Origin of the sequence: Roseomonas sp. 18066, assembly GCF_902706185.1 — a bacterium.
In the GTDB taxonomy this organism is placed as follows: domain Bacteria; phylum Pseudomonadota; class Alphaproteobacteria; order Acetobacterales; family Acetobacteraceae; genus Pseudoroseomonas.
In genome coordinates this window covers 62,124-86,918 of sequence record NZ_CACSJM010000005.1, presented here as the reverse complement: position 1 = coordinate 86,918, position 24,795 = coordinate 62,124, and the positions used below count along the sequence as shown (strand labels likewise).

Sequence of the window (24,795 nt, the reverse complement as noted above, 5' to 3'; positions counted from 1 at the left end):
GGGGGTGGCCCTCCCGGGGGGTGGTTCGTGAAAAATTCGCGTCAGGCGGCGCCCCGGCAGGGGCTGTCGGCCGGGGGATTAGCGCATAGGGCGGGGCTTGCCCAGCAAGGCCAGGGCGCCCGGCCAGGCTGCCCCCTTGTGCGGTGCCCTCGCGCCCCGCACAATCACGCCGAACGCAGAGGTCGGGTAAACGGGCGGTCCTGCCCCGTTCCCCGGCCGCATCATTATGACGCTTGGAGCCTGCATGGAGCCCCAGACACGCGATCTGCTGAACGGGATCGCCGCGCTCGTCGCGGCCGAGATGCCCCGGATTCAGGCGCGGCGCTACGACATCACCCTGAAGCCGGACGGCAGCCCGGTGACCCAGGCCGATATCCTGCTGGAGCAGCTCATTCACGCTTACGTGAAAGAGCGGATCGACGACCTGACCTTCGTCGGCGAGGAAAGCTTCGACCCGGCGACGCTGGGCACCGGCACCTACATGGCGCTGCTCGACCCGATCGACGGGACGGAGAATTTCTGCTCCGGCCTGAAGGAATGGGGCGTCTCCTTCGGCCTGTGGCGCGCCGGCCAGCATCTCGGCTCGATGCTGCTGCTGCCCGAGCTCGGCGAGCGGATGATGACCGGCGAGCCGATCCAGCGGGTGCGCTCGCGCATCACCGGCTTCTCCTCCTCCTTCTCCGAGCAGATCCTCGAGCAGATGCGGGACGAGGTCGAATCGCGCATCATGGGCTGCGCGGTCTACAACCTCTACAATGTGGTGCGCGGCGCCTATCGCCGCTTCAGCAATCCCAAGGGCGCCTATGCCTGGGATCTGCTGCCGGGGCTGATGCTGGCCCTCGAGCATGGTTGCGACGTGAAGGTCGATGGAGAGATTTTCGATGGAACCCTTCTTGAGCCCGGTCGCAAGTATCGCGTCGACATACTCCACCGACACGATCTTCATCCTGGGTAAGGGACCTTCGGCCGACCTGGTGCGGCCGGAGGTTCTCTCCTCCTCCCTGGTGATCGGGCTGAACGATGCGGAACGCATCGTTCCCGTCGATATCAGCATCTTCCATGCCGACTGGGTGAAGAAGGGCATCGCCGAGGCGGGCTACCGCTCGCAGCTCTACATCACCTCGACCGATTTCGAGGCGCCCGGGCGCCAGGTGCTGCGCGCCCCGCACCACCTGCTGACCCAGGAATCTTCCGACCTGGTGATGCAGCGCTTCCTGACCGACGATTTCGGCATCGAGGACATCCTGTTCCTCTCGGCGCTGAAGCTCGCCCGGCTGATCGCCGAGCAGCGCGGCCGGCCGCAGACCGTCTACATGGTCGGCTTCGACTTCAACGCCGACCGTGGCTACAGCCACCAGATCTCGACCGACTTCGCCCCGCATGTCGCCGACGAGCGGCAGGCGCGCATCTCGCTTCAGGAATTCTACTTCCTCAACACGCTGTACTTCCTGCAGAACAGCCCGCTGACCGTCAAGCATGTCGGCGACCGCGCCTTCAGCGCGCTGACCGCCGATGCGCTGAACCGCGAGGTGCTGGGCGAGACCTCGGACGCGCCGCGCGACAACCTGGTCGCCGTCATCGCCGAGATCACCACCAACCATTTCGGCGACCGCAGCCGGCTGGAGCGGATGATCCGCGCCGCCGCCGCCGCCGGCGCCGACTATGTCAAGCTGCAGAAGCGCGACGTGGTCAGCTTCTACAGCGCCGAGCAGCTGGCCTCCGCCTATCGCTCGCCCTTCGGCAAGACCTTCGGCGATTACCGCCACGCGCTGGAGCTCTCGGCCGATGATTTCGGCTATGTCGACCAGCTGTGCCGGTCGCTCGGCATCCGCTGGTTCGCCTCCGTGCTCGACCAGCCTTCCTTCGAGTTCATGCTGCAGTTCAGCCCCGAGCTGGTGAAGCTGCCCTCGACGATTTCCGAGCACACCGACTATCTCGGCTTCGTCGCCAGCAACTACGACAAGAGCATCGTGCTCTCCACCGGCATGACCGACACGGTCTACGAGAAATGGGTGCTGGAGAACTTCACGCGCTGCGAGAAGCTCTACCTCATGCAGGCGAACTCGGCCTATCCGACGCCGCTCAACGACTGCAATGTCGCGGTGGTGCGGCATTACGACGTGCTGGCCCGCAGCAACCCGCGCATCGTGCCGGCCTATTCCAGCCATGACTTCGGCGCCAAGGCCTCGTCGCTGGCGGTCGCCGCCGGCGCGCGCATGGTCGAGAAGCACGTCAAGCTCGGCAACACCGAATGGGCGCATTTCGACGCCGTCGCGGTCGATCTGACGACGTCCAAGTTCAAGGACTATGTCGACGCCATCCGCGAGACCGAGCTGATCCTCGGCACCGAGGAGAAGCGGGTCAATGCCAGCGAGCACCACAAGTATTTCCGGAAGTAGAACGGATCGCGCCGGGGGCGTCTGCCCCCCGGCGCCACCTTGCCGCGCCGCGCCCGCCGCGTTTTCGCATGACAATGTAGCCATTTGCGCCCCTTGGAGCTATCAGAGCCGCCGCCGCAGGGCCGGCGCGCTTGACCGGCCCTGGCGGAATGTGTCTCTGCTGCCCCGTATTCCTGTTTTCGTGGAGTTCGCCTTTTGACCGAAGAAACCCGCCCGCTCAGCCGCCAGGACCTGGTCGATGCCGCTGCCGCGGCCACCAGCCTGCCCAAGACCCAGGCTGACGCCCTGCTGAAGGCCGTGCTGGCCACGCTCGGCGATGCGCTCGGTGACGGCCGCGAAGTCCGTCTCGCCGGCTTCGGCAGCTTCGCCGTCAGCCAGCGCGCCGCCCGCCAGGGCCGCAACCCGGCCACCGGCGCGATCGTCGAGATCGCCGCCTCCAAGTCGGTGAAGTTCAAGCCGGCCAAGGACCTGAAGGAGAAGCTGGGCGTCTGACGCCCGGCGGCACGGCGCCCCGCCCGGGCGCCGTGCCCCTCCCTTTCGCCGTCCGCCGCTTGACCGGCGCGCGTTCAAGGCGGAACCTTCGCCGCTTCGAGCGGGGGTGACGCCATGCACGACGACCACGACCATCACGACCACCACCATGATCATGATCATGATCATGCCAGCGAGCTCTCGCCCATCGAGCTGCGCGTCCGCGCGCTGGAATCGCTGCTGGTGGAGAAGGGATATGCCGAGCCCGCGACGCTCGACCGCCTGATCGAGACCTACGAGACGAAAATCGGCCCGCGCAACGGCGCCGCCGTCGTCGCCCGCGCCTGGACCGAGCCCGATTTCGCCGAATGGCTGCGCCGCGACGCCTCCGCCGCCATCCATTCCATGGGCTTCACCGGCCGCCAGGGCGAGCACATGGTCGCCGTCGAGAACACGGCCACGACCCACAACCTGGTCGTCTGCACCCTCTGCTCCTGCTATCCCTGGCCTGTGCTGGGCCTGCCGCCGACCTGGTACAAGGCGCCCGCCTACCGCTCCCGCGCCGTCATCGACCCGCGCGGGGTGCTGGCCGATTTCGGCGTGACCCTGCCGGCCGACACCCGCATCCGCGTCTGGGATTCCACCGCCGAGACCCGCTACCTGGTCATCCCCGCCCGGCCCGAGGGCACCGAGGGCTGGGACGCCGACCGCCTGGCGGCCCTTGTCAGCCGCGATTCCATGATCGGCACCGCGCTGGCCCGCGCGCCGCAGGACGCCGAGGCATGAACGGCGCCCAGGATCTCGGCGGCATGATGGGCTTCGGCCGCGTCATCCCGGAGCCTGAATCGGAAATCTTCCACGGCGACTGGGAGAAGCGGGCCCTGGCCGTGACGCTGGCCGCAGGCGCGCTCGGCCGCTGGAACATCGACATCTCCCGCCATGCGCGCGAGACCCTGCCGCCCGGCGAATACCTGACCTCCACCTATTACGAGATCTGGGTGAAGGGGCTGGAGAAGCTGCTGCTCCAGGCCGACCTCGTCACGCCCGAGGAAATCCGCGACGGCCGCGCCCATGCCCCCGGCGCCGCGGTCAAGCCGCTCGCGGTGGCCCAGGTCGACGCCGCCCTCTCCCGCGGCTCGCCCTATGACCGCCCGGCCTCGGCCCCGGCCCGCTTCGCCCCCGGCGACCGCGTCCGCACCCGCCGCTTCAACCCGACCCACCACACCCGCCTGCCGCGCTACGCCCGCGGCCGCGAAGGCGTCATCGAGGCGGTGCGCGGCGTCTTCATCTTCCCCGACACCAACGCCCATGGCGCCGGCGAGGCGCCGCAATGGCTCTACACCCTGCGCTTCACCGGCGAGGAGCTCTGGGGCGAAGGCGCCGATCCCACCCTCGAGGTCTCCATCGACGCCTGGGAATCCTACCTTGTCAGCCTGTGACAACCCCCGCGACCTGCCCGGCCTGCCGCAGGATGCCGACGGCCCGGTCTTCGCCGCCCCCTGGGAAGCCCAGGCCTTCGCCATGACCCTGGCGCTCCACGAGGCCGGCTGCTTCGCCTGGGGCGAATGGGCGCAATGCCTGGGCGCGGAGATCGCCGGCAGCGAAAAACCCTATTACGAGCACTGGCTGGCGGCGCTCGAGCGCATCGTCACGGACAAGAAAATCGTCACCACCGACGTGCTGGAACACAGGCGCCAGGCCTGGGAACAAGCCGCCGCCAGGACGCCGCACGGGCAGCCGATCCACCTCTAGAAAAAGGCTGGGGGAAGGAATTCCCCCAGACCCCCATCTTTTTTCTATCCGTGCTGCCGCGCGCTATCGGCGAAACAACCGCCCAACACCAGGCGCAGCACTGTCGCCACGCCGTCATCGAACTCGCGGTCGCCCAGCGCAGGAACATCCAGCACCAGCCGGATCTGCGTGTCGAAATCGGCATAGGTCTGCGTCATCGCCCAGATCGCGAAGAACAGGTGCCGTGGCTCCACCACCGCCATCCGCCCCTCCGCCATCCAGCCGCGCAGCACCGCCGCCTTCTCCTCCACCAGCGCCCGCAACCCCCCCGACAGATGCGCCGCCAGCAGCGGCGCCCCGCGCAAAACCTCATTCGCAAAAAGCTTCGACGCATGCGGCCGGCTGCGCGACCAGGCCATCTTGGCGCGGATATACCCCTCCAGCGCCGCGGCCGGCTCGCTGTCGGGGCGGATCGCATCGGTGGCCGACAGCCACAGCCGCAGCAGATCCTCCAGCAGCGCCGCATACAGCGCTTCCTTGGTGCCGAAGTAGTAGTGCAGATTGGCCTTCGGCAGCCCCGCCTCGGCGGCGATCGCCGCCATGCTGGCCCCCTCGAACCCCGACGTCGCGAAGATCTGCTCGGCCGCGCCCAGGATCTGCGCCAGCCGCTGCTGCCGTTGCTGCGCGCGGCGACCGGGGGCGGGCTGCTGCATCGGGGCGTCTCCAGGCTTTGCGGGAAAGCTTGACCACGCGGTCAGCATAACCCTAGCCTTCTTCCGCTGCCGCACCAAGCCCGCTGCCGGGTCATCCTGTCCTGGCGCGCTGCCGGAGGTTGTTCCGCAACCATGACTGGCCTGACCCCGCCTGGCGTGCCCGCCCCCGCTGCCGATGCGCTGCCCCTCAACCGGCTGCGCGGCAACGGCCCGATCCCGCGGCCGATCATTTTGACGTCGCACCCGCGCCATGCCACCGGCGACGCGCCGGTGCTGCGCTGGGGCGCGGCCGACCCGCTGGCGCGTGGCCCGGTGGTGGCCACCCTGCAGGACCCGACGGTTCGCAACGCCATCGGCACCCATTCCGGCGCCTATGCGCTGTACCGCGCCCTGGCCGTCGCCGCCGGCCAGCTCAAGGCCGACCACCGCCCCGATTTCCACAACACCCGCCCGGCCAGCCCGATCGGCCCTTTCCCCGCCTGGGGCGATCCGGAAAAGATCGTCTCGATCGACCCCTTCGGCCACCTGGCGCCGGAGCTCTTCGCCGGCGCTGGCCTCGATATCCGGCCGAGCATCGCGGTGACCCGCGCCCAGATCAACATGCCCGAGCTGACCGCGGCAATGCGCGACGGCCGGTTGCAGCCCGATGGCGAGGTGCTGCTGCCCAACGGCGATGCCCGCGTCACCAAGATCGCCATCGAGCCCGTCTGGTTCATCCCCGGCGTCGCCGCCCGCTTCGGCATCACCGAGACCGAGCTGCGCCGCCATCTCTTCGAGCAGACCGGCGGCATGTTCCCCGAGCTGGTGACGCGCCCCGACCTGCAGGTCTTCCTGCCCCCGATCGGCGGCATGACCGTCTATCTCTTCGGCGACACCGCGAAGCTGGGACGGGAAGAAACCCGCATCGCCTGCCGCATCCATGACGAATGCAACGGCTCCGACGTCTTCGGCTCCGACATCTGCACCTGCCGGCCCTACCTCGCGCATGGCATCGAGGCCTGCATCGGCATGGCCCAGGAAGGCGGCGTCGGCGTCATCGTCTACAACCGCAAGGAAGGCCGCGCGCTCGGCGAGGTGACCAAGTTCCTCGTCTACAACGCGCGGAAACGCCAGGAAGGCGGCGACCGCGCCGAGGCCTATTTCGCCCGCACCGAATGCGTCGCCGGCGTCCAGGACATGCGCTTCCAGGAGCTGATGCCTGACGTGCTGCACTGGCTCGGCATCACCCGCATCGACCGCCTGGTCTCCATGAGCAACATGAAATTCGCCCCCATCGTGCAGAGCGGCATCACCGTGCTCGACCGCGTCGCCATCCCCGAAGGCCTGATCCCGCCCGACGCCCAGGTCGAGATGGATGCCAAGAAGGCCGCCGGCTATTTCTCCGAACATGTCCCCGACGCGGCCGAGCTCGCCATTGTGAAGGGCCGCGCCCTGTGAGCCTGACGACGCGCAGCCACCCGACCGTCGCCCTGCTGCGCCAGCCCGCCTGCATCCGCAGCCGCTGCCACGCGCTGCTGGCGCTCGCCGAGCAGGGCGCCCTGCCGCATTTCTCCCTGCACCTGGAATGCATGGATGCGACGGCCGACTATGTCGTCGACACCATCCGACAGAACTACCCGGACCTGCGCATCCCCTACCACGCGCGCTGGCGCCACTTCGCCGCCGGCGGCATCGACCGCTGGGGCCGCATCGCCGCGACCCTCGCCGGCGAGCAGCCGGCCGACATCGCCCGCCGCCGCTTTGACCTCGCAATCGTCGCGGTCCTGCTCGATGCCGGCGCCGGCCCGCGCTGGCGCTATTGCGACACGCGCGGCGAGGTGCTGGCGCGTTCCGAAGGCCTCGGCGTCGCCAGCCTGGAAGCCTTTTCCAATGGCCTCTTCTCCGCCGACCCCGACGACCCGCTGCGTGTCGATGCCGAGGCGCTGGAATCCCTCGACGCCGCCCGCCTCGGCCACGCCTTCCAGCATGCCGAGCGCAGCAACCCGCTCGCCGGCCTCGAAGGCCGCGCGGCGCTGATGCGCAACCTCGGCGCGGCGCTGCGTGCCGCCCCCGAATTCTTCGGCGCCGAGACCCCTCGCCCCGGCGGCCTCTTCGACATCCTCGCCGCCGACGCCCGCCCGCGCGGCTTGCCGGCCGAGAACATCCTGGCCCTGCTGCTCGAGGCCCTGGCCCCGGTCTGGCCGCGCCGCCTGACCCTGCACGGCGAGAATCTCGGCGACGTCTGGCACCACCCGCTCGCCGCCCCCGGCGGCCCGGGCGAGGGCCTGGTCCCCTTCCACAAGCTGTCGCAATGGATGAGCTATTCCCTGGCCGAGGTGCTGGAGGATGCCGGCATCCCCGTCCTGGCGCTGGACGCCCTCACCGGCCTGCCCGAATACCGCAATGGCGGCCTCTTCCTCGATCTGGGCGTCCTGGCCTTGCGCGACCCGTCGCTGTCGCGGCAAAGCCTGCCCGTCGACCACCCGGCCATCGTCGAATGGCGCGCCCTGACCGTGGCGCTGCTCGACCGCCTGGCGCAGGCTGTGCGCGACCGCCTCGGCCTCGACGCCGCCGCCCTGCCGCTGGCCCGCGTGCTGGAAGGCGGCAGTTGGGCCGCCGGCCGCCGCATCGCCCGCGAACTGCGCCCCGACGGCGCCCCACCCCTGACCGTCGCCAGCGACGGCACCGTCTTCTGACCCTGAAAGCTTGAACGCCCATGCCCGACGCCCCGCGCGCCGTCACCGTCATCCAGCACCCGCTGGTGCAGCACAAGCTGACGCTGATGCGGCAGAAGCAGACCTCGACCGGCGAGTTCCGCCGCCTGGCGCGCGAGATCAGCCTGCTGATGGCCTATGAGCTGACCCGCGACCTGCCGCTGGCGACCACCGCCATCGAGACCCCGCTGGAGCCCATGCAGGCGCCGATCCTGGCCGGCAAGAAGCTTTGCATCGTCTCCATCCTGCGCGCCGGCGACGGCATCATGGAGGGCATGCTCGACCTCGTCCCCTCCGCCCGCGTCGGCCATATCGGCCTCTACCGCGACCCGGCGACCCTGGTGCCGGTGGAATACTACCTGAAGCTGCCCGACGACATCGCCGACCGCCTGGTCATCGTCGTCGACCCCATGCTGGCCACCGGCCACTCCGCCGCCGCGGCCCTCTCCCGCCTGAAGCAGGCCGGCGCCGACCAGCTGCGCTTCGCCTGCCTGCTCGCGGCACCCGTTGGCCTCGACGTGCTGACCGAGGCCCACCCGGACGTGCCCGTCTTCACCTGCAGCATCGACCGGGAGCTCGACGACCACGCCTATATCCGGCCGGGGCTGGGGGATGCGGGGGATCGGCTGTACGGGACGAAGTGAAGGGGAAGAATTCAGGGGTAGGTTGGGGGAATGAATTCCCCCAAACCCCCTTCTTTTTTCTGATGACCGGCCGTTCGAAAACCGGCGCCAAGCTGGCACCGTCGTCAGGGCATCACGGTGGGACGCCGTTCTCATAAAATCAGCGCCAGCTCACAGGTCGCGCTCAGGCTTGGCCGTTTCACCGACCGTCTTCACGTGGACACGGCAGTCACCGCAGAAAGAAGATGGGGGTCCAGGGGGAATTCATTCCCCCTGGCCTGCTCTTCTACTCTGCTGCGTCGGCCAGCAACGAACGCGGCGCCACGGCGCGATATTCGGCGATCAGGCGGGCGCACAAGGCCGCAGCGCTGGGCACATCCTCGATGCTGCCCACCCCATGCCCCGCGGACCAGATGTTCTTCCAGGCCCGCTTCTCATGGTCCGAGATATTCATGCGCATCGTCTCGTCCAGCTTGTCCGGATCCAGCCCGGCCGCCGCGATCGAGGCGCGCAGGAAATTCGCCTTCACCCCGCTGATCGCCGCCGTGTAGACGATGTCCTTGGCGACGGAGTCCAGCACCATCTGCTTGTATTCCGGCGGCGCCATGCTCTCGGCGGTGGCGACGAAGCGCGTGCCCAGATAGGCCAGGTCCGCCCCCATCAGCTGCGCCGCGGCGATCTGCCGCCCATTGCCGATCGATCCCGCCAGCAGCAGCGTGCCGGAAAAGATGCTGCGCAGCTCGGTGAGGAAGGCGAAGGGGTTCAGCAGCCCCGCATGCCCGCCGGCGCCGTTGCAAACCGCGATCAGCCCATCCACCCCGGCCTCCGCCGCCTTCGCGGCATGGCGCAAGTTGATGACGTCGTGGAACACCAGCCCGCCATAGCCATGCACCGCCTCCACCACCGCCTTCACCGCGCCCAGCGAGGTGATGACCAGCGGCACCCGATGCGCCACGGTGGCGGCGAGATCAGCCTCCAGCCGCTTGTTGCTGCGATGGACGATCAGGTTGACGCCGAAGGGCGCCGCCCCCGGCGCCGCCGCCAGCCGCGACGAAATCTCGTCCAGCCACTCGACATAGCCTTCCGTCGAACGCTGGTTCAGCGTCGGGAAGGTGCCCAGCACGCCCGACGTGCAGGTCTCCACCACCAGGTCGGGGCCGGAGACCAGGAACATCGGCGCGGCCACGGCGGGGATGACCAGGCGGTTCTGCAGCGCGGCGGGCAAGGGCATGGCACGGGCAGCCTTTCGCTGTGGGCGGTCAGCCTGCCACCGCCGGGCCCCCCTTGCCAAGCGAGGCCGCTGCCCTGGAGAAACCGCCACTGACCGACTAGTCTGCCAGTTCCACCCCTCCGCTTGGTCGCGCCGCTGCCCGGTTTCTGACCGCTCATCGCCAGGATCCCACCCGACCATGCCGTTCAACCGCCGATCGCTGCTGGCTGCCCCGCTGCTGCTCGCGGCCACCGCCGCCCGGGCCGAGACCTGGCCGCGGCGCGTGACCGACCTGCTGGGCCGCCAGGTGACGCTGCCGCGCCCGCCGCGCCGCATCCTGCTGGGCGAGGGCATGTACCTGCTGACGCTGGGCCTGCTGCATCCCGACCCGGTCTCGCTGCTGGTCGGCACCGGCGGCGACCTGCGCCGGCTGGACCCGGTGATCGACGCCGCATGGCGCCGCGCCTTCCCGGCGCTGGACCGCCTGCCCGAGGTCACCACCACCGTCGGCCAGGCGCTGCCCTTGGAACGGACGCTGTCGCTGACACCGGATCTGGTGATTCTGGGCGCCTGGCAGGAGGGCTCGGCCGAGACCATGCAGGCGGTCGAGCGCCTGGCCTCGGCCGGCATCCCGACGATCTTCATCGACCTGTTCCGCCAGCCGTTGCGCAACACCGCGCCCAGCCTGCGCCTGCTCGGCCAGGTGCTGGAGCGCGAGACCCAGGCCGAGGCATTCATCGCCTTGCATGAAACCCATCTGGCGCGCATCCGCGACCGCCTGCCGGCGCCCCCCGCGCCGGGTGGCCGCAACGGCCCGCCGACGCTGCTGACCGCCTTCCCCGGCCGCTGGCCCTGCTGCTGGGTGGCGGGGCAGGGCGGCGGCGGCGATGTGCTGGCGCTGCTGCAGCTGGCCAATCCGACGGCGCAGGTGCTGGGCGAGGCCCAGGGCGGCGCCATCGGCCTCGAGGTGCTGATGTCGCTGCAGCCGCGGATCGTCGTCGGCACCGGCATGCACCGCCCGAGCGACGAGCTCGGCCTGCTGCTGGGCAGCGGCGTCAGCCCCGACCGCGCCCGGCAAAGCCTGGCCGCCGTCGCCGCGACGCGCGAGATGGCGGCGCTGGAGGCGGTGAAATCCGGCCGCGTGCATGGGCTGTGGAATTACTTCGCCGGCACCGCCATCGGCATCCTGGCCGCCGAGGCCATGGCGCGCTGGACCTGGCCCGCGCTCTTCCCCGAGCTAGACCCCGCCGCGACGCTGCAGGAAATCAACCAGCGCTTCGCGGCGGTGCCCTTCGAGGGAACCTACTGGATCAGCCTGGACCCGAAGCAGGACGGGCCCAGCTGATTTCCTTCAGCCCTGGGCCGCGAAGTCGGCGACAGCCTGGGCCACGGCGGTGAGGTGGTCGCGCACCTGGCCGAGCTTCGGCCCGCGGGTGCGCGCCGTCTCGTCCATGTAGAGGCCGCGATTCATCTCGATCTGCAGGCTGTGGATGCCGCCCGCCGGATTGCCATGCTGGCGGACGCATTCGGCGCCGATGAAATGCGTGTTGCGGGTGACCTTGTAGCCGAAGCCGGCCAGCGTCTTCTCCACCACCTCGACGAGCTCGGGCGCGCAGGTGGTGCCGTTGCGGTCGCCAAGGTCGAAATCCGACCGCTGCTGCCCGGCATCCGGCCCGGTGGCGGCGATGGCCGGCATCGAATGGCAGGACAGGTGATAGGCGACGCCGTGCTTCTCCCGCGCCGCCTGCAGTAGCCGCGCCAGCTCGCCGTGGTATGGCAGGTAGTAGTTGTCCAACCGGTTGCGCACATCGGCGAGGCTGAGCTTGCCGTCATACAGCGGCTTGGTGCCGGCGCAGACCATGGGGATCAGCCCGATGCCGGCGCTGGTCTTGGGCGAGGGCTTCAGCGCCTCCGGCCATTCGCCGTCCAGCGCCGCCGGGTCGATGTCCAGCGCGTGGCGGTTGGGGTCGATATAGGCATTGGGGAAGCTCGCATAGAGCCAGGTCGCGCCCGCCTTGGGCACGTCGGCATAGCATTCCTCGACATACATCGAGATCGAGCGCTGCAGGTCGGTCAGGCAGGCGATGCTGCGGAAGTCGCGCGGATATTCGGCGCCGCTGCGCGGGATGTCGAAGATGACGGGGGCGGCAGCGCCCTCGGGGTCGCGGCGGACGAAGACGCCGGGGCGAAGCGTGGTCAGCATAGGCGGTAGCTCCATCAGGAAGCGGTGGCGGCGGCGACCGGGAAACGGTCGATGCGGAAGGCGTCGATCGGCGTCGTGCTGCGGCCTTCGGTGACCAGCTCGGCGAGGATCGCGCCGATCGCCGGGCCGAGCTGGAAGCCATGGCCGGAAAAGCCGAAGGCGTGGAACAGGCCGGGGGTGGTGCGGCTGGGCCCGATCACCGGAATGCGGTCGGGCATCTGGCCATCGATGCCGCTCCAACTGCGGATCAGCTGCACGCCGGCGAGCGCGGGCACCAGGCGGACGGCATGCCGCAAGGTCTCCAGCGTCACCTCCGCCAGCGGCCGCGACCAGGGGCGGCCATTGGCCGGATCGGCCTCGCTCTCGCCATGCCCACCGCCAAGGATGACATTGCCGCGCGGAATTTGCCGCAGATAGACATTGCCGCCGACCACCCCGAGATTGGGCTCGATGAAATAGCGGATCGGCTCGGTGACCGCCATGTTGGGGTTGAGCGGCTGGATCGGCACGGCCTCGCCAAAGGCAGCGGCCACCGCGCCGCCCCAATAGCCACCGGTATTCACCAGCACGGGGGCGGCGAAGCGGCGGCCATCCTCCGCGGTCAGCTCGAAACGCCCAGCGCCATGGTAGTATCCCGTGACGCGTGTCTGCTCGTGGATGACGGCACCGGCGGCCCGCGCCGCCTTGGCGATGGCGGGGACCAGCAAGCGAGGATTGGCCGAGCCATCCTCGGGCGCGAAGGACCCGGCCAGCACCGAGGGCCCCAGCCAGGGATAGTCGCGATGGATGGCGTTGCGCCCGACCATGCGCAGCGGCAGGCCATGCTGCCGCGCCGTGTCGAGATAGGCGATCAGATCGGCTTCCTCGGCCTCGTTGCGCGCCAGCTTCAGATGGCCGGTTTCGGAGAATTCCGCGTCGGTGCCAATGATCTCGGGCAGGCGCCCCCAGATCTCGCGCGAGCGGCGGGCGATGGGCAGCTCCGCCGGGTTGCGGCCCTGCTGGCGCACCCCGCCGTAATTCACCCCGCTGGCCTGGCCGCCGACCAGCCCGCGTTCCAGCAGCACCGCCCGCACCCCGCGCTGCGCCAGGTGCAGCGCCGTGGAGCAGCCAGCGCCGCCGCCGCCCAGGATGATCACCTCGGCCGTTTCCACGGGAGTGCTCATGCCGCGGCGATCGGGATCGGCTTGACCGGCGGCTGGCCGCGCAGCCGGCCGATGGCCTCGACGGGCTGGCCGAGGGCGGCCGCCAGCACCTCGGCCGTGGCGGCGCCGCAGAGCCGGCCCTGGCAGCGGCCCATCCCGGCGCGGCTGAAGGCCTTGGCGCGGTTCAGCTCGGGCGCGACGCCGGCATGGTAGTCCACCATGGCGGTGGCGCGGATATCGGCGGCGCGCAGGCCTTCGCAGCGGCAGAGGATGGTGTCGTCCGGCAGCGATGCCGCGAGCTTGGCCGGGAAGGGGAAGGCGCGTTCCAGCGCCACGCGGAACTTCTGGCCCGCCGCGAGCTTGCGGTCGAGGGCCGCCGCGGCGGCGGTGTCGATGGGCGTTCTGGCATTCTGCAGCACGGCTAGCGCCGCGCGGCGCCCGGCGAGCTCCGCCATCTCGGCGCCGCCGATGCCGGCGCCATCGCCGGCGAGGTAGTGATGCGCGACCGGCGTGCGGCCGGCCAGGTCGCGTTCGGGAATCCAATTGTGCTGCACGGCATCGAAGCGAAAGGGAATGCCGGCGAGATCGGCCAGCTGCGCCTCCGGCCGCAGCCCCCAGCCGAGGCCCAGCGCGTCGCATTCGGTGCGGTGCTCGCGGCCGGCGGCATCGCGCCAGCGCAGCGCGGTGACGCCGTCCTCCGCGCCGTCGATGGCGATCGGAGAAACCCCCTCGGCAATCGGAATGCCATGCGCCCGCAGCCAGGTGATGTAGAAAAGCCCCTTGGCAAAGGTGGCGCCGCCGCGCAGCAGTCCGGGGGTGGCGGCGAGCTTGGTGGCGAAGGGGGTGGTGTCCAGCACCGCGGCCGGCGGCGCCCCCGCCTTGGCATATTGGTAGGCCACCAGCCAGAGCAGCGGCCCGCTGCCGAGGAAAACCGGGCGCTGGCCGATGGCGCAGCCCTGGGATTTCAGCGCGATCTGCGCCGCGCCCAGGCTGGTGACGCCGGGGTGGGTCCAGCCGGGGATCGGGATGACCCGGTCCATGGCGCCGGTGCAGAGGATGGCGGCATGGTAGTCGACCACGGCCTGCTGGCCCTGGCTGACCGTGTGCAGCTGCCGGGTGCTGGGGCGGATATGCCAGACCAGGGTCTGCGGCCGCCAATCGGCGCGGGACCGGGCAGCGTCGAAGGCTGAATGCAGGGCGGCGGCGCGCTTCGCCTCGAAGCCATAGAGGGTGCGATGGTCGCGGGCCAGCGGCGCCGGCGGGCGCTGGTAGATGCGGCCGCCACCATCGGCGGATTCCTCCAGCCAGACCGGAGAGATGCCGTGCGCCAAAAGGGTTTCGACGGCGCGGGTGCCGGCGGGGCCGGCGCCGATGACGGCCACCTTCATCCGCGATGCACCACCATGCCGGGGCCGGCCGGGGTGGCGCAGGCACGGACGCGGCCGAGGCCCTCGACCGTCACCCAGCAATCCTGGCAGGCGCCCATCAGGCAGAAGCCGGCCCGCGACTCGTCGCCGAAATCGCTGCGGCGCAGATGCCCGGCGCCGCCAGCCAGCAGCGCGGTCAGCAGCGTGTCGCCCTGCTGCGCGACGATGCCCTGGCCATCGAGCTGCAGCGCGATGGCGGGACGGGCAGCGTCGCGCAGCCGGTGTAGCTTCACACCAGCTCCTCATGCCGGCAATTGACCAGCAGCTCGGCGACGGTGGCGTTGTTGGACAGGTGCAGCACGGTCTCGACCAGGGCGGCGACATCGTCGGGGCGCGACATGGCGCTGCGCGGCGTCTTGGTGACATGCGCGGTCATGTCGGTGTCGACGAAGCCGGGGCAGAGCGCGGTGGCGCGGATGCCGCTGTCCCAGCCGGCGCGACGCACCTCCTGGGTCAGCGCCATGACGGCGAACTTGCTCATGGCGTAAGCAAGGTTGTCGTTCTTGACGCGCTTGCCGGAGAGGGAGGCGATATTGACCACGCGCCCGGTGCCGGAGGCGACCAGATGCGGCCAGGCGGCGCGGATGGCGCGCATCGGGCCCTTGGCATTGACCGTCCAGCTGGTGTCGAAGACGGCCTCGTCGGCATCGAACAGCGTGCCGCGCGGATTGATGCCGGCGGCATTGACCAGCGCGTCGATGCGGCCGTGCTTCTGGACCGTGGCCTCGACCCAGGCCTCGGCGCTGCCGGGCTTCTCGGCGTCGTAGCGGGCGTGGGTCAGGTTGGGGTGCTGTGGCAGGCGGGCCAGGTCGCGCACGCCGGCGCTGACGCTGCAGCCGGCGGCCAGCAGGCGCTCCAGCACCGCGCGGCCGATGCCGCGGCTGGCGCCGGAGAGCATGACGACGCGGCCTTCGGGGTTCAGCATGGTCGCGAAAAATCCTTGGGTCAGGCGAGCTCGGCGGCGCGCCAGCAGGCCAGCTGGCGCGACGCGTCGCGGGGATGCGCCTCGAGCGGAGGCATGGCCTCGGCGCAGCGGGATTCTGCCGCGGGACAGCGCGTTCGGAAAGGGCAGCCGGAAGGCGGGTTGGCGACGCTGGGCACCTCGCCCGGCAAGGGCGCCGCGGTCACCGGGTGGCGCATCGACGGCGTCGCCGCCAGCAGCGCGCGGGTATAGGGATGCGCGGGCGCGGCGAAGATCGCGGCGGCGCTGCCCTGCTCGACGACGCGGCCGAGATACATGACCATGACGCGGTCGCAGAGATGCCGCACCACATGCAGGTCGTGGCTGATTAACAGCAGCGCCAGGCCGAGCTCGCTGCGCAGGTCGGCCAGCAGGTTGACGATCTGCGCCTGGATCGACACATCGAGCGCGGAAACAGGCTCGTCGGCGACGATGAAGTCGGGGCGCGTCGCCAGCGCGCGGGCGATGGCGATGCGCTGGCGCTGGCCGCCGGAGAATTCATGCGGCAGCCGCGCGGCATGCGCGGGCTCCAGCCCGACCTGGCGCAGCAGTTCGGTGACGCGGGCGGCGGCGCCGGCGGCATCGGCCATGCGGTGGATCAGCAGCCCGTCGGCGATCTGCGCGCCGACGCTGCGCCGCGGATCGAGGCTGCCATAGGGGTCCTGGAAGACCATCTGCATGCGGCGGCGCAGCGCGCGCAGGCGGACGGCGGGCAGGGTGTCCAGCGCCTCGCCTTCGAAAATCACCTTGCCGCTGCTGGGGGGAAGCAGATTCAGCAGCATCCGGCCCAGGGTCGACTTGCCGCAGCCGGATTCGCCGACGACGCCCAGCGCCTCGCCGCGGGCGAGCTGCAGGTCGACGCCACGCACCGCCAGGATCGGCCGGCCGCGGCCGAACCAGCCGGCATTGCCGAAGGCGCGCGAGAGGTTCTCGCCGCGCAGCAGCGGTGGCTGGGGGGAGAGCGCGTTCATGCCAGCTCCTTCCAGCGCAGGCAGCGCGTGGTGCGGCCGGGGGCGATGGGCTGCAGCGGCGGCGCGGTCTGGGCGCAGGCGGGGCGGGCCTCGCTGCAACGGGGGGCGAAGCGGCAGCCGGCGGGCATGGCCCAGGCCTGCGGCACCGCCCCTGGTATGGCAGAGAGGCGCTCGGCCTCGCCCTCCGGCGTCGCCGCGATCAGCGCGGCGGTATAGGGGTGGCGGGGGGCGGCGAAGATCTCTGCGACCGGGCCTTCCTCCACCACCTCGCCGGCATACATCACCGCGACACGGTCGGCGATCTGCGCGACGACGGCCAGGTTGTGGGTGACGAAGACCATGCCCATGCCCTGCTCGCTGCGCTTCAGCTCTGCCAGCAGCTCGAGAATCTGCGCCTGGACGGTGACGTCGAGGGCGGTGGTCGGCTCGTCGGCCAGCAGCAGCCGCGGGTGGTTGGCGATGGCGGCGGCGATCATCACGCGCTGGCGCTGGCCACCGGAGAGCGCATGCGGCCAGGCGCGGGCACGGCCCTCGGGGTCGGGCAGGCCGACCTGGCGGAACAGCTCGATCACGCGCGCCATGCGGCCGGGGCCGCGCGGCAGGGCCTCGGCCACCTGGCTGCCGATGCGCAGCAAAGGGTTCAGGCTGCTGGAGGGGTCCTGGAAGACCATGCAGAGGTCGCGACCGCGAAGGGCGCGCAGCGCGGCTTCCGGCAGCCGCAGCAGGTCGCGGGTCGCGCCGTCGCGGCCGGTGTAGAGGATTTCGCCCGACGCGACGCGCACGGCGCCGGGCAGCAGGCCCATCACCGCGAGGCCGGTCAGCGTCTTGCCGCTGCCGCTTTCGCCGACCAGCGCCAGGGTCTCGCCGGGCGCGAGGGTGAAGCCGACATCGCGCACCACGGCGACAGGGCCGCGCGGGCCGTCGATTTCCAGCGTCAACCCGCGGATGCGCAGCAGGCCGGGCGCCACGTCCGGGCGCGCCGCGGGGCCGGGCAGGGCGGCGGCGCGGCGCAGGAAGCCGGCGGGGCCGCCGCCGCCGGAGCGCGGGTCCAGCGCGTCGCGCAGCCGGTCGCAGAACAGGTTCAGCACCAGCACCGTGCCGGCCAGCGCCAGGCAGGGCCAGAACAGCAGCAGCGGCGCCTGTTCCATGGTGGCGCGCGCGCCGCGGATCATCAGCCCCCAGGAGGGCGAGGGCGGCACCACGCCGAGGCCGAGAAACGAAAGTCCGCTTTCCAGCACCATGGCGGAGGCGACGGTCAGCGAGAATTGCACGATCAGCGGCGGCGCGATGTTGGGCAGCAGGGTGCGCAGCAGGATGCGGCTGGGGCGCGCGCCCAGCGCCTCCTGCGCCGTGACATAGTCGAGGGCGCGGGCCGACAGCGTCTCGGCATAGGCGAGCCGCGCGAAGGCAGGGGCGAAGAGGATGCCGAGCGAGACGACCAGCGTGCCGGCGCCGGGGCCGAGCAGGGTGACGACCAGCAGCGCCAGCAGCATCGGCGGGAAGCAGAGCACGACCTCGGCCAGGCGAACCGTGACCAGCTCGACGACGCCGCGGAAATAGCCGCCGAGGATGCCGAGCAGCGTGCCGGCGATGGCGGCGATGACCGAGGCGGCGAGCGCCACGGTGAGCGAGACGCGCGCGCCCCAGAGGATGCGCGACAGCACGTCGCGGCCGTATTCATCCTGTCCCAGCCAATAGCCGGCGGAAGGCGTGGCCAGGCGGCCGGCGATGTTCTGGCGCACCGGGTCGGTCAGCGGCAGCAGCGGCGCGACGAGGGCCAGCAGCAGGATGAGCGCGAGCAACGTGCCGGGCAGGGCCAGGCGGCGGAGCGAGCGGCCGCGCATCAGCCCTGCCTCACGCGGGGGTCGATGACGGCGTAGAGCATATCGACCAGGAAGTTCAGCAGCACGAAGAGCGCGGAGACGACGAGGACGATGCCCATCACTTCCGGATAGTCGCGCGCCTCGACCGAGCGGACGAGATAGCCCGAGAGGCCGGGCCAGTTGAAGACGAATTCCACCAGCACGGTGCCGCCGAGCAGCGCGCCGAGATGCAGCGCGACCACGGTGACGACGGGCGTCAGCGAGTTGCGCAGCACGTGGCGGCGGATGATGGCGCCGGCGGCGAGGCCGCGGGCGCGGGCGGCGCGGACATGCTCGCGCTCCAGCACTTCCAGCACGGCGCCACGGGTGACGCGCAGCACGACCGCGGCGAGGCCGAAGGCGATGGTGCCTGCCGGCATCAGCAGCAATCCGATGTGGCGCAGCGGATCGGTGGCGAAGGGGACATAGCCGCCGGCCGAGACGAGCCGGAGTTTCTGCGCCAGCAGCAGCACGGCGAGGGTGCCGATGACGAAGACCGGGATGGAGAGCGCGAGGGCTGCGATGCTGGAGAGGATGCGGTCGGTCAGCTGTCCGGCGCGCAGCGCGGCGAGCACGCCCGCCGGCAGGCCGATCAGGACGGACAGAAAACCGGCGGTGACGACGAGCTCCAGGGTTCGGGGCAGGCGCAGCGCGATCTCGTCGGCGACCGCGTGCTCGTCCTGCAAGGAGAGGCCGAAATCGCCCTGCAGCAATCCGCCCATGTAGGATGCGTATTGCTCCAGCAGCGGGCGGTCGAGGCCGAGGCGTTCGCGAAGATCGGCGACCAGGCCTGGATCGGGCGCGACGCCGCCCTGGGCCAGGAGCAGCTCTGCCGGGTCTCCCGGGATCATGTGGATCACCAGGAAGACCAGCGTCGCCACCACCCAGACCAGGGCGAGCGAGACGGCGAGACGGCGGGCGGCGAAGGCCAGCATGCCCTCAGCCGACCGCGGCGGTCTCGAAGGTCAGGCCGGAATAGAAGGTCAGCGCGCCGGGCAGGTTGCGGAAGCCGGTGACCGCCTTGCGCATGGCATAGCCCTGGCTGCGCCAGGTGAGGCCGACCATCGGCGCCTCGGTGATGGCGACCTGCTCCATCTCGCGATAGATGGCGCGGCGCTTGGCCTCGTCGAACTCGGCGCGGCCTGCGGCGAGAAGCTGGGTGATGCGCTCGGTCTTCAGGCCGAAGCTGCGGACATAGGAGGGCGACAGCGCGCCGTCGATGAAGCTGGCGAGGCCGTCGGGATCGTTGCTGTCGGCGGCGGTGCCCATGACGGCCATGTCGTACTGGCCGCGGTTGCCGACGGCGACGCGGGTGGCCCAGTCCGGCAGGTTCAGCGTAACATTGATGCCGACGGCGGCGAGGTGCTGCTGCACGACCTCGGCGGTGTCCTTGTGCATGCCATACTGCGCCGTCGAGAGCAGCGAGCAGTTGATGCCGCCACCATGGCCGGCCTCGGCCAGCAGCTTCTTCGCCAGCGCCGGGTCGTAGTTCCAGGCGTTCTTGAAGTCGGCGTTGTAGAAGGCGCTGGATTCCGGGATGGGCAGATGGGCGAGGCCGGAGCCGCGGCCAAAGAAGGCGGCCTTGACCAGGTCGTCGCGGTTGATGGCGTGGGCGACGGCCTTGCGGACGCGGGCGTCGTTGAAGGGTGGCTTGCTGCCGTTGAAGACGAGGAACATGAAGGCGCCGTCGACCGCGTCGAGCGAGAGCTCGGGGTTGGCGGTGATGGCGTCCATCGCCTGCCAGGGGACGTATTCGATCAGGTCGACATCGCCGGATTGCAGCGCCGCGGTGCGCAGGTTCTCGTCGGCATAGGCGACGACGCGGATGCCGCGCAGCTTGGGCAGGCCGGGCTTGTAGTAGCCCTCGAAAGGCTCGAGGTCGAGGGAGACGCCGCGTTCCTGGCCCTTCAGCACGAAGGGGCCGGCGCCGACGAACTGGCCGCGCGGCGAATTGCGCGAGATGATCGGCAGGTGGTAGCTGGCCATCCAGACCGGCAGGGTCACCACGGGCTGCTTGGTGACGATGCGCACGGTCAGGTCATCGGGCGTCTCGACGCGCTCGAAGCCTTGCACCTCGGCACGGAAATAGGCGGTGGAGCGTTCGCCGGCGATCTGCTCGAAGGTCCACTTCACATCGGCGGAGGTGACCTTCTCGCCGTTCTGGAACTTCGCGTCGCGCAGCTTGAAGACCCAGCTGGTGTCGGTCTCGCGGGTCCAGGATTCCGCCAGCTCGGGCTGCAGCTTGCCGTCGGCGCCGTAGGAGGTGAGGCCGCGATAGATCATCAGCTTGATGGTCGCGGCGGCGGTGCCGCTGTTGGCCCAGGGCTGGATGGTGGGCGGGTAGCTGGAGAGGCCGAAGGTCAGCACCCCCGGCGTCTTCGCGCGGGCCTGCGGCATGCGCAGGAAGGGCAGCAGCGCCGCACCAGCCATAACGGCGCGGCGGGTGGTGGGGAGGGTGGCCATCGCGAACTCTCCTGCTCCAGCGTTGAAGATGCCCTGCAACCGCGCGAGCCTGCTTGGTGGCCCGCTGCTTTTTTTCTTGTAAGTCGAAAAGAAGATGGGGGTCTGGGGGAATTCCTTCCCCCAGTCTTGTCTATGCTTTGTACGTGTTTTTTGCGGTCGCTTCGCCGATGACGCCTTCGGCGAGATCCCGCTGAATCGCCTTCGGATCACGCTTCTCCGGCGGCCCATAGCCACCGGCGCCGGGCGAGACGACGGCGAACCATTGTCCCGCCTTCAGCACCGCGTTGTCGCGATCGAAGGTGACGCCAGGGCCGCATTCGACATGGCCGTGGCCACCCGGGCCACCGCCGAGCAGGCCCCAGCTTTGCGAGCGCAAGCGGGAGACGTCGACGCGCACGCGGCAATCCTCGTCGGCGCGGTAGACGCGGCGCAGGCCCATGCCGCCGCGGAACTCGCCGACGCCGCCGGATTCTTCCACCAGCTCGTAGCGCAGCAGGGTCAGCGGGTATTCGAGCTCCAGCGCCTCGACGGGGAGGTTGGAGGTGTTGGTGACGTGGACATGCACGCCGTCGAGCCCGTCCTTGGAGGCGCGGGCGCCGCCGCCGCCGCCCATGGTCTCGAGATAGACCCAGATGGCGCCGTTGTCCTTGCGCTGGCCGATGAAGGTGGCGACCGTGCAGGTGGAGTTGGAGCAGGCGGTGACGCGATCGGGCACGGCCTGCGCGAGCGCGCCGAGGATCAGGTCGGAGACGCGCTGGCAGGTCTGCACGCGGCCGTTGACGGCGGCGGGGTGGGCGCAGTTCAGCACGGTGCCGCTGCGGGCGGTCACGGTGATCGGGCGCGCCAGGCCGGCATTGGGCAGGATGGTCGGGTCGACCACCGACTTGACCACGTAGTAGGCCGTGGCCAGCAGCGCGGTGTAGGTCATGTTCAGACCGGCGCGCAGCTGGTCGGGCGATTCGAAATGCAGCGCCATGCTGTCGCCGCTTATGGTGACATCGACGGCGAGCGGCAGGTTGACGGTGATCTCGGGGTTGTCGAAGACATCCTCGAACCGCCAGGTGCCGTCGGGCATTGCGGCGATGCCCGCGCGCATCTTGCGTTCGGCGTAGTCGAGCAGCGCCTCGCCAGCCGCCAGCACCGTGGTGGTGCCGTATTTCGCGCAGAGCGCCTGGAAGCGCTGCACGCCGACGCGGTTGGCGGCCATCTGCGCGCGCAGGTCGGAGAGGCGCTCGCGCGGCACCTGGCAGTTGAGCAGGATGAGGTCCTGCACATCCTTCTGCAGCACGCCGGCGCGGTAGAGGCGCACCGGCGGGATGCGCAGGCCTTCCTGGTAGATATGCGCATGGCCGCGATCGGCGAAGTCGGAATGATGCGCCAGGTTCACCGTCCAGGCGGCGATGGCACCGTCGACGAAGATCGGCTCGGCGAGGACGATGTCGGGCAGATGCGTGCCGCCGCCTTCATAGGCGTCGTTGCCGACGAAGACGTCGCCCGGCTTCATCTCGGCCACGTCGTGCAGCTTCATGATATGCGGCACGATGCCGATGAAGCTGCCGAGATGGATCGGGATGTGCTCGGCCTGGCAGAGGGTGTTGCCGGCGGCGTTGAACAGAGCGGTGGAGCAGTCGCGCCGCTCCTTGATGTTGGTCGAGTAGGAGGCGCGGATCAGCGCCTCGCCGGTTTCCTCGACGATGGAGGAGAGGGCGGCGCCGATCACCTCGACGGTGATCGGGTCCAGCACCGGCGCGCTCGAAGGCTGCAGGGCGGAGCTCATGCCGTCACCTCCAGGATCAGGTTGAGATAGGCGTCGACGCGCGCCTTCATCCCCGGCGGCACCACGGTGGTGGTGTCCATCTGCTCGACGATGGCGGGGCCGGCGAAGCGGTTGCCGGGCAGCAGCCCGTCGCGGCTGTAGATGGGCGTGGCCACGAAATCGCCCGCCTCGGGGAACCAGACCTGGCGCTGGCCGATGATGGCGCTGGCGGCGTCGGGGCCGGCATCGGGATAGGATTTCAGCTCGGCCTTGCGCACCAGGCCGGTGGCCTCGAGGCGCAGCGTGACCAGCTGCACCGGCTCGCCCTCGGCCACGAAACCGTAGCGCTGGCGGTGCAGCTCGGCGAATCCGACGCCCAGCGCCTGCATGGTCTCGGCGGTTACCGGGCCATCGGGCAGCGGCACGGCCAGCTCGTAATTCTGCCCGGCATAGCGCATGTCGGCGGTGCGCGTCAGGCGGCGCGCCGCGGCGGCGATATGCTCCTGGTCGAACCAGTCTTCGGCGCGGGCGGTGAGGCTGGCGAAGCTGGCGGCAACCTCGATCACCGAGGCTTCCGTCGCCGGCAGCAGCTTGGTCGCGGCGAAATCGGCGCGCAGGTCGGTCAGCAGCAGGCCCATGGCGCAGAGGATGCCGGGGTTGCGCGGCACCAGCACGCGCTTCATCTCCAGCTCCTTGGCCAGGCGCGCGGCATGCAGGGGGCCGGCGCCGCCGAAGGCCATCAGCGTGTAGTCGCGCGGATCATGCCCGCGCTGGATGGAGATGACGCGGATGGCGCGGGCCATATTGGCCGTCACGACCGACAGGATTCCCTGCGCCGTCTCCATCACGCCGAGGCCGAGTTTTTCGGCCAGCCTGCCAATGGCCTCGCGCGCCAGATCCTGGCGCACGGCCATGCGGCCGCCCAGAAGATATTCCGGGTTCAGCGTCTGCAACACGACATTCGCGTCGGTGGTGGCGGGCTCCTCGTTGCCGCGGGCGTAGCAGACCGGGCCGGGATCGGCGCCGCAGCTGCGCGGGCCGACCTTCAGAAGGCCACCGGCATCGACATAGGCGATCGAGCCGCCGCCGGCGCCGACGGTGTGGATGTCGAGCATCGGCGCCTTGATCGGATAGCCATGCACCACGGCCTCCGAGGTCATCTTGCACTGGCCGCCCTGCAGCAGCGCGACATCGGTGGAGGTGCCGCCCATGTCGAAGGTGATCAGCTCCTCGAAGCCGGCGAGGGTGCCGATCGCCTGGGCGCCGACGACGCCGGTGGAGGGCCCGGACAGCACGGTGCGCACCGGCATGTCGGCCGCCGCGGCGAAGCCGATGACGCCGCCATTGCTCTGCGTCAGATGCGGCGTCGCCGTCATGCCCAGCTCCTGCAGCCGCGGCGTCAGGCGCTCGATGTAGCGGCGCATGACGGGGCCGAGATAGGCGTTCAGCACGACGGTCGACAGCCGCTCATATTCGCGGAATTCGGGCGCGATCTCGTGGCCGGCGCAGATGAAGGCGTCCGGGTGCTCCTCGCGCAGGATCTCCACCGCGCGCTTCTCATGCTCGGGGCGGATGAAGCCGTAGAGGAAGGAGACGGCGATGGCCTTGACGTCGGCGGCCTTCAGCGCGCGCGCGGCCTCGCGCATCTTCGCCTCGTCCAGCGGCGTGTCGATCTCGCCGGTGTAGCGCACGCGCTCCGGCACTTCCTGGCGCAGGTCGCGCGGCACCAGCGTCGGCGGCTTGTCGGCCTGCATGTCGTAGAGGTCGGGCCGTTTTTGGCGCCCGATCTCCAGCAGGTCGCGAAAACCGTCGGTGGTGACAAGGCCGGTGCGAACGCCGCGATGCTGGATCAGCGCATTGGTGGCGACCGTGGTGCCATGGCCGAAATAGGCGACCGGCGCGCCGGGCTTGTCGCCGGCCTCGGGCGCCACGCGGCGCATACCTTCCTCGACACCCTGGGCGATGCCGCGCGACGGATCATCCGGCGTCGAGGACACCTTCCAGACTTCGACGCGGCCGTCTTCCTCGTCGAAGAGGCAGACATCGGTGAAGGTGCCGCCCGAATCCACGCCTACACGCCAACGCGCCATGCCCGAGCAACTCCCCCTTGGAAGGATGAATGCGGTGGATGGCGATTACTATTTCGTTGCACCGGGCCGCTCCGCAAGCC

Annotated in this window: 23 protein-coding genes; 10 read left to right on the top strand and 13 right to left on the bottom strand. The window is 70.2% G+C overall.

What is annotated here, in order from left to right; genetic code table 11:
* Window positions 1-244 precede the first annotated feature (244 nt).
* The 6 genes from GVN67_RS02150 (at window position 245) to GVN67_RS02125 (ending at window position 4,622) form a co-directional block, all read left to right on the top strand.
* Complete coding sequence (locus GVN67_RS02150) at window positions 245-955, top strand: inositol monophosphatase family protein (protein WP_159992622.1); 711 nt, start codon at window positions 245-247, stop codon at window positions 953-955.
* Window positions 882-2,399: an N-acetylneuraminate synthase family protein gene (locus tag GVN67_RS02145; protein WP_159992621.1), complete on the top strand. Its 1,518-nt coding sequence runs from the start codon at window positions 882-884 to the stop codon at window positions 2,397-2,399. The genes GVN67_RS02150 and GVN67_RS02145 overlap by 74 nt, the downstream gene beginning before the upstream one ends.
* 195 nt (window positions 2,400-2,594) lie before the next feature.
* Window positions 2,595-2,891 carry an HU family DNA-binding protein gene (locus GVN67_RS02140; protein ID WP_159992620.1) on the top strand — a complete coding sequence of 99 codons (297 nt, stop codon included), beginning with the start codon at window positions 2,595-2,597 and terminating at the stop codon, window positions 2,889-2,891.
* A 114-nt stretch (window positions 2,892-3,005) separates the two neighbouring features.
* Window positions 3,006-3,656, top strand: coding sequence for a nitrile hydratase subunit alpha (gene nthA / locus GVN67_RS02135; protein WP_159992619.1), 651 nt, complete (start codon window positions 3,006-3,008; stop codon window positions 3,654-3,656).
* Window positions 3,653-4,309 carry a nitrile hydratase subunit beta gene (nthB, locus tag GVN67_RS02130; RefSeq protein WP_159992618.1) on the top strand — a complete coding sequence of 219 codons (657 nt, stop codon included), beginning with the start codon at window positions 3,653-3,655 and terminating at the stop codon, window positions 4,307-4,309. The genes nthA and nthB overlap by 4 nt, the downstream gene beginning before the upstream one ends.
* The gene (locus tag GVN67_RS02125) at window positions 4,296-4,622 is read left to right on the top strand and encodes a nitrile hydratase accessory protein (protein WP_200845091.1); all 327 of its coding nucleotides are present in this window, start codon (window positions 4,296-4,298) and stop codon (window positions 4,620-4,622) included. The genes nthB and GVN67_RS02125 overlap by 14 nt, the downstream gene beginning before the upstream one ends.
* A 44-nt stretch (window positions 4,623-4,666) precedes the next feature.
* Here GVN67_RS02125 and GVN67_RS02120 read toward each other — a convergent pair whose 3' ends face one another.
* Window positions 4,667-5,314, bottom strand: coding sequence for a TetR family transcriptional regulator C-terminal domain-containing protein (locus GVN67_RS02120; protein ID WP_159992616.1), 648 nt, complete (start codon window positions 5,312-5,314; stop codon window positions 4,667-4,669).
* A 132-nt stretch (window positions 5,315-5,446) separates the two neighbouring features.
* Between GVN67_RS02120 and GVN67_RS02115 the strand changes: the two genes are divergently transcribed.
* From GVN67_RS02115 to upp, 3 genes are read left to right on the top strand one after another with little or no spacing between them, the layout of a single operon-like run.
* A complete protein-coding gene (locus tag GVN67_RS02115) occupies window positions 5,447-6,751 on the top strand; it encodes a GTP cyclohydrolase II (protein ID WP_159992615.1) in 1,305 nt (434 codons plus the stop codon).
* Window positions 6,748-7,989 (top strand): URC4/urg3 family protein, encoded by a 1,242-nt coding sequence (locus GVN67_RS02110; protein WP_235034903.1) that lies wholly within the window; start codon window positions 6,748-6,750, stop codon window positions 7,987-7,989. Before GVN67_RS02115 ends, GVN67_RS02110 begins: the two co-directional genes overlap by 4 nt.
* A 20-nt stretch (window positions 7,990-8,009) precedes the next feature.
* Window positions 8,010-8,651 (top strand): uracil phosphoribosyltransferase, encoded by a 642-nt coding sequence (gene upp, locus GVN67_RS02105; RefSeq protein ID WP_159992614.1) that lies wholly within the window; start codon window positions 8,010-8,012, stop codon window positions 8,649-8,651.
* Window positions 8,652-8,916: 265 nt separating this feature from the next.
* On the opposite strand, the gene GVN67_RS02100 is transcribed toward upp, so the two are convergent.
* Window positions 8,917-9,861 (bottom strand): nitronate monooxygenase family protein, encoded by a 945-nt coding sequence (locus GVN67_RS02100; protein WP_159992613.1) that lies wholly within the window; start codon window positions 9,859-9,861, stop codon window positions 8,917-8,919.
* A gap of 178 nt (window positions 9,862-10,039) precedes the next feature.
* Here GVN67_RS02100 and GVN67_RS02095 point away from each other — a divergent pair, with 178 nt between their 5' ends.
* Window positions 10,040-11,185 (top strand): ABC transporter substrate-binding protein, encoded by a 1,146-nt coding sequence (locus GVN67_RS02095; protein WP_159992612.1) that lies wholly within the window; start codon window positions 10,040-10,042, stop codon window positions 11,183-11,185.
* A gap of 6 nt (window positions 11,186-11,191) precedes the next feature.
* Here the strand turns inward: GVN67_RS02095 and GVN67_RS02090 are convergent, their stop codons facing one another.
* From GVN67_RS02090 to GVN67_RS02040, 11 genes are all read right to left on the bottom strand, one after another.
* Window positions 11,192-12,043 (bottom strand): N-formylglutamate amidohydrolase, encoded by an 852-nt coding sequence (locus tag GVN67_RS02090; protein WP_159992611.1) that lies wholly within the window; start codon window positions 12,041-12,043, stop codon window positions 11,192-11,194.
* A 14-nt stretch (window positions 12,044-12,057) separates the two neighbouring features.
* On the bottom strand, window positions 12,058-13,194 hold the full coding sequence (locus GVN67_RS02085; RefSeq protein WP_235034902.1) for an FAD-binding oxidoreductase: 1,137 nt from the start codon (window positions 13,192-13,194) through the stop codon (window positions 12,058-12,060).
* Between the two features lie 8 nt (window positions 13,195-13,202).
* Entirely contained in the window at window positions 13,203-14,573 is a 1,371-nt protein-coding gene (locus tag GVN67_RS02080) for an NAD(P)/FAD-dependent oxidoreductase (protein WP_159992609.1), read from the bottom strand.
* Window positions 14,570-14,845, bottom strand: a complete 276-nt coding sequence (locus GVN67_RS02075; RefSeq protein WP_159992608.1) for a (2Fe-2S)-binding protein — start codon at window positions 14,843-14,845, stop codon at window positions 14,570-14,572. Before GVN67_RS02075 ends, GVN67_RS02080 begins: the two co-directional genes overlap by 4 nt.
* Window positions 14,842-15,537, bottom strand: coding sequence for an SDR family NAD(P)-dependent oxidoreductase (locus tag GVN67_RS02070; RefSeq protein ID WP_159992607.1), 696 nt, complete (start codon window positions 15,535-15,537; stop codon window positions 14,842-14,844). Before GVN67_RS02070 ends, GVN67_RS02075 begins: the two co-directional genes overlap by 4 nt.
* 20 nt (window positions 15,538-15,557) lie before the next feature.
* Window positions 15,558-16,544, bottom strand: coding sequence for an ABC transporter ATP-binding protein (locus GVN67_RS02065; protein WP_159992606.1), 987 nt, complete (start codon window positions 16,542-16,544; stop codon window positions 15,558-15,560).
* Window positions 16,541-18,388, bottom strand: coding sequence for a dipeptide/oligopeptide/nickel ABC transporter permease/ATP-binding protein (locus tag GVN67_RS02060; protein ID WP_159992605.1), 1,848 nt, complete (start codon window positions 18,386-18,388; stop codon window positions 16,541-16,543). The genes GVN67_RS02065 and GVN67_RS02060 overlap by 4 nt, the downstream gene beginning before the upstream one ends.
* Entirely contained in the window at window positions 18,388-19,341 is a 954-nt protein-coding gene (locus GVN67_RS02055) for an ABC transporter permease (RefSeq protein ID WP_159992604.1), read from the bottom strand. Before GVN67_RS02055 ends, GVN67_RS02060 begins: the two co-directional genes overlap by 1 nt.
* A gap of 4 nt (window positions 19,342-19,345) precedes the next feature.
* Window positions 19,346-20,869, bottom strand: a complete 1,524-nt coding sequence (locus GVN67_RS02050) for an ABC transporter substrate-binding protein (protein WP_159992603.1) — start codon at window positions 20,867-20,869, stop codon at window positions 19,346-19,348.
* A 130-nt stretch (window positions 20,870-20,999) separates the two neighbouring features.
* Window positions 21,000-22,646, bottom strand: coding sequence for a hydantoinase B/oxoprolinase family protein (locus tag GVN67_RS02045; RefSeq protein ID WP_159992602.1), 1,647 nt, complete (start codon window positions 22,644-22,646; stop codon window positions 21,000-21,002).
* On the bottom strand, window positions 22,643-24,715 hold the full coding sequence (locus GVN67_RS02040) for a hydantoinase/oxoprolinase family protein (RefSeq protein ID WP_159992601.1): 2,073 nt from the start codon (window positions 24,713-24,715) through the stop codon (window positions 22,643-22,645). Before GVN67_RS02040 ends, GVN67_RS02045 begins: the two co-directional genes overlap by 4 nt.
* Window positions 24,716-24,795: the final 80 nt, after the last annotated feature.

Coding starts and splice junctions, on each gene's coding strand:
- GVN67_RS02115 (WP_159992615.1), top strand. CDS start 5,447: ATGACTGGCCTGACCCCGCCTGGCGTGCCCGCCCCCGCTGCCGATGCG.
- GVN67_RS02040 (WP_159992601.1), bottom strand. CDS start 24,715: ATGGCGCGTTGGCGTGTAGGCGTGGATTCGGGCGGCACCTTCACCGAT.
- GVN67_RS02080 (WP_159992609.1), bottom strand. CDS start 14,573: ATGAAGGTGGCCGTCATCGGCGCCGGCCCCGCCGGCACCCGCGCCGTC.
- GVN67_RS02045 (WP_159992602.1), bottom strand. CDS start 22,646: ATGAGCTCCGCCCTGCAGCCTTCGAGCGCGCCGGTGCTGGACCCGATC.
- GVN67_RS02060 (WP_159992605.1), bottom strand. CDS start 18,388: ATGCGCGGCCGCTCGCTCCGCCGCCTGGCCCTGCCCGGCACGTTGCTC.
- GVN67_RS02145 (WP_159992621.1), top strand. CDS start 882: ATGGAACCCTTCTTGAGCCCGGTCGCAAGTATCGCGTCGACATACTCC.
- GVN67_RS02050 (WP_159992603.1), bottom strand. CDS start 20,869: ATGGCCACCCTCCCCACCACCCGCCGCGCCGTTATGGCTGGTGCGGCG.
- GVN67_RS02055 (WP_159992604.1), bottom strand. CDS start 19,341: ATGCTGGCCTTCGCCGCCCGCCGTCTCGCCGTCTCGCTCGCCCTGGTC.
- GVN67_RS02070 (WP_159992607.1), bottom strand. CDS start 15,537: ATGCTGAACCCCGAAGGCCGCGTCGTCATGCTCTCCGGCGCCAGCCGC.
- nthA (WP_159992619.1), top strand. CDS start 3,006: ATGCACGACGACCACGACCATCACGACCACCACCATGATCATGATCAT.
- GVN67_RS02100 (WP_159992613.1), bottom strand. CDS start 9,861: ATGCCCTTGCCCGCCGCGCTGCAGAACCGCCTGGTCATCCCCGCCGTG.
- GVN67_RS02090 (WP_159992611.1), bottom strand. CDS start 12,043: ATGCTGACCACGCTTCGCCCCGGCGTCTTCGTCCGCCGCGACCCCGAG.
- GVN67_RS02095 (WP_159992612.1), top strand. CDS start 10,040: ATGCCGTTCAACCGCCGATCGCTGCTGGCTGCCCCGCTGCTGCTCGCG.
- GVN67_RS02150 (WP_159992622.1), top strand. CDS start 245: ATGGAGCCCCAGACACGCGATCTGCTGAACGGGATCGCCGCGCTCGTC.
- nthB (WP_159992618.1), top strand. CDS start 3,653: ATGAACGGCGCCCAGGATCTCGGCGGCATGATGGGCTTCGGCCGCGTC.
- upp (WP_159992614.1), top strand. CDS start 8,010: ATGCCCGACGCCCCGCGCGCCGTCACCGTCATCCAGCACCCGCTGGTG.
- GVN67_RS02120 (WP_159992616.1), bottom strand. CDS start 5,314: ATGCAGCAGCCCGCCCCCGGTCGCCGCGCGCAGCAACGGCAGCAGCGG.
- GVN67_RS02065 (WP_159992606.1), bottom strand. CDS start 16,544: ATGAACGCGCTCTCCCCCCAGCCACCGCTGCTGCGCGGCGAGAACCTC.